Origin of the sequence: Marinobacter koreensis (assembly GCF_023156285.1) — a bacterium.
In the GTDB taxonomy this organism is placed as follows: Bacteria; Pseudomonadota; Gammaproteobacteria; order Pseudomonadales; family Oleiphilaceae; genus Marinobacter; species Marinobacter koreensis.
The window spans coordinates 826,416-839,363 of the sequence record NZ_JAKZAJ010000001.1; the positions used below are offsets into that span (position 1 = coordinate 826,416).

Here is a 12,948-nt window from a genome sequence, read left to right on the forward strand (position 1 = left end):
AATGGGCAACGTTGCATCGATCTATGAATACGGCAGCGTCCAGGCCGTAAAGCGCAACCTCGCCGCCGGCAGCGTGGTTGTGACCTGGAACACCGGAGGCCAGCAATACACCCTAACCGACGACGGCGCGGGGAACCTGACCGGCGACGGCTCCGGTACCATCAGCTACTCCAAGGGGCTGATTTTCATAAACCCGAACCCGGCGCCGGCCCCCAGCGATGGCGACTACACCATCGAATACGAGGACTGGCAGGGCACCAACAAGGTGTCAGACAGCATCAGCCTGAACACCTCCGCCGGCGCCGATTCCAGCTACGCACCCAGCGCGGCTATGCGCGAGGGCTCGGTCGAGATCACCCTGAGCGTCACCCGCAAGACCAAGGAATGGCGCTACCTGGCCAGCAGCGGCAAGGCCGACCGCACCGAGTACACCACCGAGCAGGTGGTCGTCACCGACGACGGCGCGGGCAACCTCCGGCGCCAGAAGGGCGGGCCGATCCTCGGCACGGTCAACTACGCCACGGGCGCCATCAGCCTGAACGGGCGCCAGTCCTACACCTATAAGGTCTATCAGGAGGACTCCAGGCTGAACGGCGGCACCTTCTGGGACAGCGGTACCGACACCGCGACCGAAGCCTACAGCGGTACCAGCGCCACCATCGAATGGACCGACCCGGCCGACCCGGTCGCCGTGCAGAGCACCACGCGACCGATCCCGGGCCTGACCATCGATCTGACCCCGACCAGCAGCCGGAACATCGTCCCGAACAGCGTGATCTTTGAGATCAACGGCACCGAGTACCGCGATCAGGACGGCGCGATCGTCAAGGACTGGTCGCCGATCACCGACACCGGTACCGCCGTCGGCAGCATCGACTACAGCAACGGCCTCGTCACCCTGGAGGATTACCCGGCGAACACGCCAACCAGCACGCCCGTGACCCTGATCGCCTGCCTGACGACACTGGATCAGGCCCCGGCCAACCGCTCCATATTCCGGACCGCCGGCGCGCCTCTGCGCGAGGGCAGCCTGATCGTCAACGCCACCGACATCGAGGGCAACCAGGTCACGCTGACCGCCGATACCTCCGGCAATCTGACCGGCGCCAACATCAAATCCGGCTTTGTGGATACCCAGACCGGCCTGGTCGTGATCGAATGGGGAGACGGCACGCTCGGCACCATGCCGCCCGTAGTTCCCAGCACCGTGCGCTACAGCGCCGTCAGCTACACCTACCTTCCCCTGGACGCCGATCTGGTCGGCCTCGATGCCACCCGCCTGCCCAGCGACGGGCGCGTGCCTCAGTTCAATCTGGGCGACGTCGTCGTGGTGAGCAACACCCAGAGCACCCAGATCCAGACCGCCACTGCCGGTCAGGTCGTGGACTTTGGCCGCGTGAACCAGGCCGAGGTCTGGGTGGAAGGGGCCAACGGCAACCGACTGGCCCCGGCACAGTACACCCTGGATACGGACGCCGGCACGCTGGCCTTTGCCGATCCGCTCTCACTGGTCGATGCCGAGGCCAACGCCGTGACCGAACCGCTGACCGTCTACAACCGCGTGGAGGATATGGGGCTGGCCACGGACGTCCAGATCGGCGGGCAGATCAGCCTGAACATTCCGCTGTCCCAGGACTACACCGCCGGCGACACCATCGCCAGCGCCGCCGTGCTCTACGGCGACCTGCGCGCGCGGGCTTATAACGCCTTCCACCAGAAGTCGTGGAGCGGCACCTGGTCGGACGACCTGATCGGCGACAGCACCACCGCCAAGTACAACCTGGTATCCAACCCCATCGAAGTGACCAACCAGGGCGCCATTAAGGAGCGCTGGGCCATCCGGTTCACCAGCAGCACCAGCTTTGAAGTGATCGGGGAAAGCGTCGGCGTTGTCGCCACCGGCAACATCAGCACCGACCTGGCACCGACCAACGCGGCAACCGGCGCGCCCTATTTCACCATCCGATCGGCAGGCTGGGGCAGCGGCTGGGTGAGCGGCAATACCTTACGTTTCAACACCGACGGCGGACAGGCACCGTTCTGGGTGGCGCGTACCATCGTGGCAGGTCGCGCGACCGAACAAGAGGACCAGTTTGCCTCTCAGAACCGAGGGGATGCTGACTGATGGCTCTGAAAGAAACGATATTAGGTCTATCACCATTCGCCTTCTATACCCTGGACGATGCAGACGACACGGCAGCAGACCTGTCCGGAAACGGTCATCATGGAACCTATGTAAACCTGCCACCGGATGGCAGGGCATACAGGGAGATCAAGGCAGGACTGCCGTTGGCACCCACTTTTCGACCTGTCGAAGATACCCACATAACGACCCCAATCTCCGATAACATTACAACGGGTACGGTGATATTCATCGCCAGACCACAGGCTCTGGGAAATACTGGATTGGTGGTTGGCCAGAAGCAGTTTTTGGCAGGCTCATACACCGCCTTTCCGGTTGGCGTTGAAGTATTCGAGACAGATAGCAGCCAAAGGTACACCCTGACCCTTTCAGCGGGTGACGATTACCAACTCGAAGTTTCCATATCCGTTGACGCCGAAAAGGACGTGACAAGCCTTGTTATCGCCCACTGGTCACCCACCGAGAGCTATATCGAAGCGTCCGGACTAACCCGCGTGACAGGACCCGGATGCACTATCTCTGCAAGTTCAGAGGTTTGGACGATCGGAAGGCCAAGCAGTGAATACGGAAGCGGGGTAGGTAAGCGGAGATTCTCAGGACAAATCGGTTACGTGTCACTGCTAAACCGTAAGCTGACGGAAGTAGAAGTAGACAATATAAAGTCTGCCTTTTTGAGTTCCGGAGCGCCCCAATCCTCCAAAGTCTCCGGCATCGTCCAGATAAACGGAACTCCGGCTCAGCGCACCGTGCGCGCCTTCGGATACAACCCGACCGTTCACCAGATCGAAGGCGAAGCCGTCAACCTGAGTAAGTCCCTCGGGCACGCCACCAGCGACCCGGACACGGGCGAGTACACCATCGACCTGCTGGCAGGCTATGACAAGCGCATTTTCGTGGTGGCTTTCGACGACTACGGCTCGGACTTTTCGGCGGATATGGCTGTCGCAGTCGGCGATCGCGTGCACCCGACCACACCGAACGGCTACGTCTGGGAGTGCACCGGCGCGGGCATGCTCCCCAGCAGCGAGCCGACCTGGATCGTTGACGAGGACACCGCCCAGCTCTACGGCACTGCCTCGATGATTACCAGACCGTTCTATCGGCCTATGGTTCATGGGCCAGTTGCTCCGGAGGTAACCTCAACCGTCACTTATTGGACACCAGCCGAGATCGCGACCGTTCTTTGGCTAGACGCTTCGGACCAATCCACTATTTCAATTGCAAACGGATACGTACAGGCATGGAGTGACAAGAGCGGACGGGGTATTACCTTTAACGCAACACAGCCGGGTAGAGGGGCAGTCGTTATTGAAAATAAACTAAATTCTCTACCTGTTCTTTATGGAAACGGCATAGACACGTCGATGATCGCCGCCGACCCAATAGTAAGTGGCTCCTCCGACCGGCATATTTTCATGGTTGCAAGATGTGACTCAACAGGCCCGGGCACAAGCACGCTGGTCACGATGGGTACTGATAGCGGGAACACCGGTGACGTATTTCAGATGACCGGAGAAGTGGGTATTCGAATACGGGGAGGGAACCGAATATTTAACCAAACGGTTAATGTTGGTGAGTATGACCTTTTGCAATTTTCCAGCACCGACGGGCAATCAACAGGCCTGCAAGCTAGGCTGAATGGCGTTCAGCTCACAGAGGCCTCGATTGTAAATGCCGGCCTAAACACTAACGGAGGCTCAAGCCTCTTTTTTAAAACGCAGCCTGCTTCAACCGGAGATACTGAATATTCGTCCGGATTCATTGCTGAGATTGTCGCTCTTCCTGAAACGGCAACCCTAGACGATCGCCTGAAACTGGAAGGTTACCTGGCTCATAAATGGGGGCTAGATGGAAAGTTGCCAAGCGACCACCCCTACAAAGCTAGCGCACCAGTAATTGGCGCAATATGACCTACGCCCCTGAAACCGACCCGCTCGCCATCGTCCTCGATCTCGGTAGCCAGTACAGCGTCGTCACCGATCCGGCGGCACTGGACTTCGATCTGGCCGAGTCGGGCGGTTTCGTCTACAAGAAACCACCGCTGGCGGTGTCGGTCGGCTACCTGAGCGCACAGGCCAGCCTGAACGCCTACGACGGACGCGCACAGGGATACGAGCAGGGAACGCCAAAGGACGGCAGCAGCGGAGGCCACAGGAGCGACCAGGGGCGCTCTTTGGGTATTCGGCAGGCGGCAGAGCCCTGGAGCTTCGTGCCACCGAAGGATACCCGGCAGAATCCCTACAGCGCCATCGAGGCGCCGGCGCTCGATCTGCGCGCGGAACAGGCCCAGTGGAACACCATCCCAACCCGGGACGACCAGAAGGGCTACGGCGACCAGGCATGGGACACCAAACCGGCCAAGGACCGGCAAGCGGGGCAGGGATTCAACGACCCGGACGACCACAACGTCAGTGCCCCACACCCAAGCGCCACCGCCATCCTGAACTGGCAGGCACCCCCGCCGCAGCTTGTGGACCTGGTGCAAGACGAGACGCTGGACCTCCAGATCGCGCCCTACTCGCCACCAGGTGCCGCCGTGGTGGACTTTGAACTGGTACCGCCGACCATCGCCGTGGAAGTGAAGCCACCTACCCGGAGCGTGGACGCCGACCCCAACCTGCCGGCCTGGTCGCTCAAGGACGCCCTGGACGGGCGCACGATCCACCCGTGGGACAGAAAGCCGCGGATTGGTACCGAGGTGGAGTTCCCCAGCGCCAACGAACCGGACACGCCCGCCGGAAATCCGCCCGCCGAGCCCGAAATCAAGAGGACTTACATCATTATGAACGCCAGCAGCCTTGTCGAAGCCACCACCGGCACCCCGTTGGAGTTCAGCGACCTGAGCATCGGCCTCGATGCCGACAGCTTCGCCTGGACCATGAGCTGCACGATTCTGAACCGCGCCAGCATGGACCAGATAAGGCCGACGGCAGCAGGCCCCGCCGAGGTGATCGCCACCATCAACGGCTATCAGTGGCGGTTCGTGATCGACCGCTACAGCCTGAACCAGAAGTTCGCTAAGGAAGCCTACAGCGTGAACGGCGTCTCCCGATCGCAGCTGCTGGCGGCGCCCTACGCTCCCAAGCGGACAGGCCGGATCACCACCCAGACCACCGTCACCCAGGCCATGACCGAACAGCTCCAGTACACTGGCTTTTCCGTCACGCGCCAGCAGGGGCTGACCGATTACCTGATTCCGGCCGACGCATGGGGCTGGGACAACAAGACCGCAATGGAGGTGATCGCCGAGCTGGCGGCCGCCCAGGGCGCCGTCGTCGTTCCCGATCGGGAAACCGACGAGCTGCATATCCGGCACCGATACAAGCTGTCAGGCCCGTGGGTATACCCGGATCTCGCCATCGAGAGTGTCGACGCCGTGATCGCCGACACCATGACCATCAGCTACGCCAGCCAGTGGGAGCCCCAGCCGGAATACAACGCCGTCTTTGTCTCCGGGATCACCCACGGCGTGGCCATCGACGTCGTCCTGCAGGGAAGCGCCGGAGACAAGGCCGCCCCGGACATTTTCGACGACCTGAACGTGGAGGCGTACCAGTGCCGCGAGCGGGGTATGGCCGCGATCGCCGCCGGCGGCAACCAGGAGATCGTAACCATCGAAACCGTCCTGCCGACCAGCGGATCACCCGGGCTGATCGAGCCGGCCATGCTGGTCGAGGTCCGCGACACCCGGGACAGCTCAAACACCTGGCGCGGTAACGTCCTCGGCGTCACCATCGCCGTCAGCAAGCCCGGTACCGGCCGAGTCACCCAGACCGTCAAGATCGAGAGGCACCACTACTAATGGCAACCGTGAATCCGTGGGCGCGCTTCCAGCGCCTGATGCCCCGAGCGGGGCGCTACACCGTGACCATCGACACCGTGAACAGCGACGGCACCAGTCTGGCAACGAGGCGCGACGGCAAACAGGTGCGGCTCAAGGGCGGGCTGGTGGCAGCCGGGAAAAAGGCATGGGTAGAGGGGGAGCAGATCATTGGGGAGGCGCCAGACCTCCCCACGGGCACGCAGTATGTTTAGAGGTTGGCTCGCTCTTCTCGGACTTTTTCTAGCTGGCGGTCGACGTCGTCAATCTCTGACTGATAGCGCTCTCTCAAGACTTCAGCTTCTTGGGCGAGGCTTTGCTCCCATGTTGCGCCAGCCAAGTTGTTATTTGCTCGGCGTTTCTGTCTTTGCCAGCGAACTAGCGCTTGGTCCATGGCGTCTCGGAGCTCTTCCTTTTTTCTCTCCAGTCTTTTGATCTCTCGATCCAGTTCCCTGGATTTTACGAATTTGTCGCCTGCCTCAGTCTGCATAGAGGTTCCACCATTTATTGGTGGTGCATTCACCTCAATTTCTTTGGCATCAGATCCGCAGGGGTGATCTGAGAATACGGTCTGGCCATTTACTTTGCATTGGTAAACGGCGGCCTGAGCGATGGTGGGAATAATGATAGCGATTGAGAGTACAGTCCTTTTTAGCATCCTAACCTCCTTTTTTCGATAGCCTATCGAAGTTGCATTTGGTTTTTTGTAAAACACTGTAAAACCATGCAGGTTCAGAGGCAGGAAATTTTTGGCAGTACTCCTATAGTGCTACGCGGTAATCTTCGAAGATTGTAGCCGATTGTTTTTACAAAGTTATTTGTAAACACTTGCCCAATCCATCATCGGGGCCACGGAAAAACGACGTGACAGGCCGTTGGCTTTGGATCCGGCATCCGATGTGGGCGTTGCGGGCATTTCGATAACCTATCTGCTGAAAATACGGGTCAGTACGATGATCTGAGCGCAGTAGTTTAACAGGGTTAGTGGGGTGTTTTCTGTAGGGGCTGGGCGAAGCCGGCCCGCCAAACCCTATTGCCGCAACATTCCGGTCGTTGGTGTGTCGGCTCTGGTCTGCCAGAGCGGGTAGGGTATGCCCGCCAGGCGGTTCATTACGAAGGCATGGGCCAGCAGCAGGGTAACGCCGGCCATCAGTATCGGCAGTTGGGCCGGGTCTGGCATCAGCCCCAGCGACACAATGAGTGTCGTTGCGCCCGCTGGTGGATGGGCGATACGGAGCAAGACCATCAGGCAGCTCGTCAGGCCCAATGACAATGCTGCCGCACCCACTCTTGGAAGGTCGACACCCGTAGCGAACGCCGAGGCATGACCTTGCAGGCCGAAAATGTAAAGGCTGAACAGACCTATTAGTGCTCCGAGCAGATGACCGCACAGTGTGTTTCTCGGAGAGGCTGGCTGAGCGAGAGGCACATAGAAAAGAATGAACGCGGTGGCACCGAGGGACGGGAAAATGAACGCTTCCTGGGTTTCAAGCGCCACAAACGACACCAACGCAATGCTGAGACCGCCATTGATCAGATTGAATGCCGCCATCACCGTGGTGCGGCTGTACCGGCTTGCCAGAGTTTCGAGATGTAATGCCCTAACCAGCCCCTTGGCCAGTTGCCAGCGCAGTTGCTCGTTCCTGAGTCCCATAGAACTGCCGTATGCCCGGTATTGATCGGTTGAAAGGGGCGGGATGGTATGCACTGATGGAAATCAACGCAAACTGGGATTTCCGATAATGGTTAAGCGCATTATGAATAACCTGTGCTTTTAACAGAAAGAAACCGAACAAAGCGATCGGGTTCCCTTTCCGCCGATAACACCGTATTTTCTCGAAAACCGTCTAACAAAGAGAGCGGCATGCAAACCGATTGGCTGATAGGGATTGACCTGGGTGGCACCAAAACGGAAGTCATCCTTATGGACCGGCAGAGCCGTGAGCATTTCCGCCAACGCATGCCAACCAGCGTTGGCGACTATCTGGCAACCCTGGACACTGTCCATAAGCTGGTCGAGCAAGCCGAAGTCCATGCGGGCACGACCGGCATACCCGTGGGCGTGGGTATACCTGGCACAGTTTCCCGAAACACCGGCTTGATTAAAAACGCCAACTCGACCTGGCTGAATGGCAAGTCTATGCAGCAACACCTGCGTGAACGCCTGCAGCGACCGGTGATCCTCACTAATGACGCAAACTGCCTGGCCTTGTCCGAAGGCACAGATGGAGCAGGGCAGAACTACCCCACCGTATTTGCCGCCATACTCGGTACCGGCTGTGGCGCCGGTATAAGTGTGAATGGCCAGTTGCTTACCGGCCCCAATGGAGTAGCCGGCGAATGGGGCCACAACCCGCTGCCGTGGACACCGGAAGCCGAGCTCCAACAGCGCCCCTGTTTCTGTGGCCGTCGCGGCTGCAACGAAACCTTTCTTTCCGGAACCGGACTTTCCCTGACCCACAAACTGAGCACCGGGCAGCAAATGCCCGCCCACACTATTGTTGAAAACGCCGGACACGGTGACCCGAAAGCCGCCGAAACACTGGATCACTACCTGGAACACCTGGCTCGGGGCCTTGCCGCCGTGATCAACATAGTGGACCCGGACATCATTGTACTGGGCGGAGGCCTGAGCAACGCTGAGCAGCTCTATCGGGAACTGCCCGACAGACTGCCCCGCTATGTGTTTGGTGGCGAGTGCGACACACCCATCGCAAGAGCCGCTCACGGTGACTCCAGTGGGGTAAGGGGCGCGGCCTGGCTGGGGTCTTTGGCGCCCGATTGACCGTTTGGCCACATCACGCTCTGTCAGTGGAGGCATAGGTTGTTCGCGCATAACCCGCTATTCTGACGGGAATAAAAACCAGAACGGAGGTCGTCGCTTACATGAACCACTCCCCCAAACACGTCTTCATCACGGGCGGCGCCAGCGGCATCGGGCTCCAGCTCGCGCGGGAGTATGTGGGTTCCGGCTCCCCGGTTACCCTGTTCGATATCCAGCCGACCGAAGCGGCACTGGAGGCGCTTTCGGCCATCCCCGGAGGCGGGCCTGTGAGAGCCTTTCGGATGGACGTCAGCGATCCTGCGTCGGTCCGTGATGCGTTTTCCGAAGCTGCGGCAGCAGAGGCTCCGGATCTGGTCGTCAATTGTGCGGGTATTTGTCTGGCTGCTCCATTCGAGGCAACCGACGATGAGGCTTACGCCCGGATTATCGAGATCAACCTGCTGGGCTCCCGCCATGTTGCAGCGGCTGCGCTGCCTCACCTCCGGGCGGGATCTCAGCTGGCGCTGATTGCGTCCATGGCGGGGCTGGTGGGTTGTTATGGGTACTCCGCGTATTGTGCGTCCAAGTACGGCGTGGTGGGCCTGGCGGAGGTGTTACGGATCGAGCTGGCACCCCGCGGTGTGGCGGTGTCGGTGGTGTGTCCCCCGGAGGTGGAGACGCCCATGATCGAGGAAGAGCGCAAGAACCGACCGAAACAGACCGCGACCATGAAGAAGATGGCCGGCACCCTCCCGGTGGACTACGCGGTTGCACAGATTCGTCGCGGTATCGACCAGCGCCGGTTCATGATCATTCCGGGGAAGCGGGCGCGCATGCTGTCCCTGACCAATCGGTTACTCCCCGGTAGTTTTACCCGTTGGCTTGCGAGCTTCCTGGCCGCCCGGTAGTGCCCTGTTCGCCAAGAAAGCCTTCGAACGCCTCGGGGGGCAGGGGGCGAGAGAACAGGTAGCCCTGGCCATAGTCACATCCGATATCAAGAAGAAGGCGGCGGTGGACTTCGGTTTCTACTCCTTCGGCGATGACCTTCAGGCCCAGTTTGTGCGCCATGACGACAATGGCCTCTGAGAGCACCAGGTCGTTTTCTGCCGTCCCCAGGTTTCGAATGAAGGACTGATCGATTTTCAGGTAGTCGATATCAAACCGTTTGAGGTAGGAGAGGGCCGAGTAACCCACACCGAAGTCATCAATGGCGACCTGGACACCGGCATCCCGGAATCCAAGCAGTTTGTCGGTGACCGCCTCTCCGGCATTCATCAGCAGTCCCTCGGTGATCTCGATGCTCAGGTACTTCTGGTCCAGCCCGAGGGTTTGCAGGTAGGCTAGCCAGGCGGGCACATTGAAGGCATCGCTCTGGAACTGGATCGGAGAGGTGTTGACAGAGATCTGGAGGTCGTTGTCGAACCGGTCATTCCATCGCTTTGTCCAGGTTGCGGCTTCCCGGAATGCCCAGTCACCGATGTCGACGATCAGTCCGGTCTCTTCGGCCAGGGGAATGAAGTCCGCCGGACTGATCAGACCGCGATCGGGATGGTGCCAGCGGATCAGGGCTTCTGCCTTCACAATCCGGCCGGTAACAAGATCCACGATGGGCTGGAAGTGCAGCTCGAACTGCTGTTTACCGATGGCGCCACGCATGTCGTTGATCAGCGTGAGGCGGTTCTGCGCGGAGTCGTGCAACGACTTCGTAAAGTAGCGGAGGCAGTTCCTGCCGGCGTGCTTGGCTGCATACATGGCCTGGTCCGCATTGCGCAAAAGCTGGTCGGCTTCTGTTGAATCCTCTGGATAAAAGGTGATCCCGATGCTGGCGGACAGGTAGAGTGTCTGGTCGTTGATCACATAGGGTTCTGCCAGGGCAGTGATGATGTGCGAGCCAACCTTTTCAGCGTCGGCGGAGGATCCAATATCCGGCAGGATAACCGTAAATTCGTCGCCTCCCATCCGTGCAACGGTGTCGGATTCCCTGAGGCATCCGGAAATCCGCTCCGCGGCGTTAATCAGGAGTTGGTCACCGGATGTGTGTCCCAGCGTGTCGTTTACGTCCTTGAATCGGTCGAGATCCACGAACAGCAGTGCCAGCATGGACTTGTGCCGACGCGCTTTTCTCAGCTCCTGTTCCAGCCGGTCCTGAAACATGTGTCGGTTCGGCAGGTCGGTCAGGAAGTCGTAATTGGCCTGCCGCCAGATCAGCTCATCGGAGCGAATCTTGTTACTGATGTCGGAACTGAGCGCGACATAACGCTGGATTTCATCCCTTTCATTCCGGACAACATTGATGGTGAGCCAGGCCGGGAAACTCTCTCCGTTTTTCCGACGGTTCCAGATTTCGCCTTGCCAGCCACCGTGTTCATGGATGTCTCGCCAGATGCCTCGATAGAAGTCTTCGTCGTGTCGGTCGGAGCGAAGCACTGAGGGATCTTTGCCGCGAACATCGTCCAGGGTGTACCCGGTGATTCGGGTGAAGGCCGGATTCAGGGCAACGATTTTATTGTCGGCGTCGGTTACCAGCACCGCTTCCGCGCTGTGGCTGTAGATGGAAGAGGCGAGATGCAGCTCCTTCTCGGCACGTTGTCGCTCAATGGCGATACCAACCAGATTGGCGGCGCTCTTGATCAGGGCAATCTCCTGATCATCGGGCAGGCCGGGGACCTGGCGATAGATCCCGAAGGTACCGAGGACTTCGCCCGATGCGGAAATCACCGGCTCTGACCAGCAGGATGCCACTCCGGCCTCAGCTGCAAGCTCTTTGTAGTCTTCCCAATAAGGGTGCGAGGCGATGTCTTCTACAATCACCCGGTCGCGGGTGTAAGCGGCAGTGCCGCAGGAGCCCACCCCTTCTCCAATGGGGATACCGTTAACGGCCTTATTGAAGAAATCCGGCAGGCTTGGGGCGGCGCCGCTCAGCAGCCGTTCGCCCTGCTCGTCGGCAAGCATGATGGCGCACCGGGATCCGGGGTAGATCGCTTCGGCTTCACGGGTGACCTGGAGCATGATGTCTTCCAGACTTCCACCTCGGGCGACTTGCTCGAGAATGCGTCGCCGCATGGTCTCTCGCCGTTCCGCCTGCTTCCGGGGTGTGATGTCTTCGATAAGTGACACCGCATACGCCAGGCTTCCGTCCTCGTTGCGAACGGCACGGACGGCCAGGTGCGCGTCGATCAGTTCACCGGATTTACGGATAAACCGTTTCTCAATGACGAATTCATTGAGGTGGCCGTTGAGTAGTTGACCGAACAGTTCATTGTTGCAAGCCAGGTCCTCGGGGTAGGTGAGTTCCTCCCAGGTTCTGGTACACAGCTCCGCCATGGAATACCCGAGCATGTCGCAGAGGGCCTGGTTGGCTTCCAGCCAGCTTCGGTCCGGGCGCGTCGCGGCCATACCGAGCATGGATCGCTCGAAATAGGCGCGGAAGTGCTGTTCTTTGGCTCGAAGGGCCTCGAGAGTATCGCGGCGTTCTCTTTCCCGATCGAAGTTGTCGAGCGCGAAGCTGATGTCCTGGGCCATCTCCTCAAGCAGGGCGATAGTCTCGCCGTCAAAGAAGTCATCTGCCTGTTGGTAGACCGATAGAACGGCGTAGGGGAGGCCGTTCCGTTGAATGGGAAAACATCCGCTGCTACCCCAGCCAAAACGCCGGGCCCGCTCGTGCCAGGGTCGGGTGATCGGGTTGTCGACAAAGTGGTTGACCACGACAGAATGGTTTTCCCGGTAGGCGGTGGCCGAGGGGCCCCTTCCTTCAGGACAGTCGTCCCGGGTGGATATGCGGAGGGTGTCGAGATAATCCGTACCCAGGCCAAAGTGTTGTACCGGAATGATCTGTTCCGATTCCTCGTCGGCCACGCCAATCCAGGCCATATTGGCTCCACCGTATTCAACCGCAATCCGGCAAACTAACGGGAAGAGTTCCCGCTCATCACTCATGCGAATGATTGCCTGATTGATCTCGCTGAGCGCCCGGTAAATCTGGGTCAGTCGGTAAATGCGTGCGTCTGTTGGCAAGGTTCTCGGCCTGGAAGACGGCTCCGGGCCGGAGCCGTTTCTGGAAACGTCGGCGTTATGAGTGTCGGTCAATGGAACTCTCGATCTGCCACGGGGGTACCTGTTCAGAGTGTTGACGGTTTTTCCCCTCAGCGCAAGTTCTGCTTTGGTGGGGACGGTCGGACAGACGCTCAGGACGGGATGATGGCCGTCTGTTATCCTGCACGA

The 12,948-nt window shown here is 59.6% G+C and carries 10 protein-coding genes; 6 read left to right on the top strand and 4 right to left on the bottom strand.

Translation table 11 applies throughout. The annotated features are described in order from the left end of the window. The first annotated feature begins 1 nt into the window (after position 1). The gene (locus tag MLD04_RS04000; protein WP_248154970.1) at positions 2-2,125 is read left to right on the top strand and encodes a hypothetical protein; all 2,124 of its coding nucleotides are present in this window, start codon (positions 2-4) and stop codon (positions 2,123-2,125) included. After that, a complete protein-coding gene (locus tag MLD04_RS04005; RefSeq protein WP_248154972.1) occupies positions 2,125-4,053 on the top strand; it encodes a hypothetical protein in 1,929 nt (642 codons plus the stop codon). Before MLD04_RS04000 ends, MLD04_RS04005 begins: the two co-directional genes overlap by 1 nt. Here MLD04_RS04005 and MLD04_RS04010 read toward each other — a convergent pair. Next, positions 4,017-4,295 (bottom strand): hypothetical protein, encoded by a 279-nt coding sequence (locus tag MLD04_RS04010; protein WP_248154974.1) that lies wholly within the window; start codon positions 4,293-4,295, stop codon positions 4,017-4,019. The genes MLD04_RS04005 and MLD04_RS04010 overlap by 37 nt on opposite strands. Before the next feature lie 21 nt (positions 4,296-4,316). On the opposite strand from MLD04_RS04010, the gene MLD04_RS04015 reads away from it, so the two are divergent. Both MLD04_RS04015 and MLD04_RS04020 read left to right on the top strand, forming a co-directional pair. Beyond that, the gene (locus tag MLD04_RS04015) at positions 4,317-5,945 is read left to right on the top strand and encodes a hypothetical protein (RefSeq protein ID WP_248154976.1); all 1,629 of its coding nucleotides are present in this window, start codon (positions 4,317-4,319) and stop codon (positions 5,943-5,945) included. 38 nt (positions 5,946-5,983) lie between these two features. After that, positions 5,984-6,178, top strand: a complete 195-nt coding sequence (locus tag MLD04_RS04020; protein ID WP_248154977.1) for a hypothetical protein — start codon at positions 5,984-5,986, stop codon at positions 6,176-6,178. Here the strand turns inward: MLD04_RS04020 and MLD04_RS04025 are convergent. Continuing rightward, complete coding sequence (locus MLD04_RS04025; protein ID WP_248154979.1) at positions 6,175-6,621, bottom strand: DUF4124 domain-containing protein; 447 nt, start codon at positions 6,619-6,621, stop codon at positions 6,175-6,177. The two genes, MLD04_RS04020 and MLD04_RS04025, sit on opposite strands and share 4 nt — an antisense overlap. A gap of 372 nt (positions 6,622-6,993) precedes the next feature. Beyond that, positions 6,994-7,617: an HPP family protein gene (locus MLD04_RS04030; protein WP_248154981.1), complete on the bottom strand. Its 624-nt coding sequence runs from the start codon at positions 7,615-7,617 to the stop codon at positions 6,994-6,996. Between the two features lie 210 nt (positions 7,618-7,827). On the opposite strand from MLD04_RS04030, the gene MLD04_RS04035 reads away from it, so the two are divergent. Next, entirely contained in the window at positions 7,828-8,748 is a 921-nt protein-coding gene (locus tag MLD04_RS04035) for an ROK family protein (protein ID WP_248154983.1), read from the top strand. Between the two features lie 101 nt (positions 8,749-8,849). Then, positions 8,850-9,635: an SDR family oxidoreductase gene (locus MLD04_RS04040; RefSeq protein WP_248154985.1), complete on the top strand. Its 786-nt coding sequence runs from the start codon at positions 8,850-8,852 to the stop codon at positions 9,633-9,635. On the opposite strand, the gene MLD04_RS04045 is transcribed toward MLD04_RS04040, so the two are convergent. After that, positions 9,598-12,813, bottom strand: coding sequence for a bifunctional diguanylate cyclase/phosphodiesterase (locus tag MLD04_RS04045; RefSeq protein ID WP_248154987.1), 3,216 nt, complete (start codon positions 12,811-12,813; stop codon positions 9,598-9,600). The two genes, MLD04_RS04040 and MLD04_RS04045, sit on opposite strands and share 38 nt — an antisense overlap. Positions 12,814-12,948: the final 135 nt, after the last annotated feature.

Bases quoted from the DNA above. Each gene is read 5' to 3' on its own strand.
- MLD04_RS04000 (WP_248154970.1), top strand. From the start codon at position 2: ATGGGCAACGTTGCATCGATCTATGAATACGGCAGCGTCCAGGCCGTA.
- MLD04_RS04005 (WP_248154972.1), top strand. From the start codon at position 2,125: ATGGCTCTGAAAGAAACGATATTAGGTCTATCACCATTCGCCTTCTAT.
- MLD04_RS04020 (WP_248154977.1), top strand. From the start codon at position 5,984: ATGCCCCGAGCGGGGCGCTACACCGTGACCATCGACACCGTGAACAGC.
- MLD04_RS04025 (WP_248154979.1), bottom strand. From the start codon at position 6,621: ATGCTAAAAAGGACTGTACTCTCAATCGCTATCATTATTCCCACCATC.
- MLD04_RS04030 (WP_248154981.1), bottom strand. From the start codon at position 7,617: ATGGGACTCAGGAACGAGCAACTGCGCTGGCAACTGGCCAAGGGGCTG.
- MLD04_RS04035 (WP_248154983.1), top strand. From the start codon at position 7,828: ATGCAAACCGATTGGCTGATAGGGATTGACCTGGGTGGCACCAAAACG.
- MLD04_RS04040 (WP_248154985.1), top strand. From the start codon at position 8,850: ATGAACCACTCCCCCAAACACGTCTTCATCACGGGCGGCGCCAGCGGC.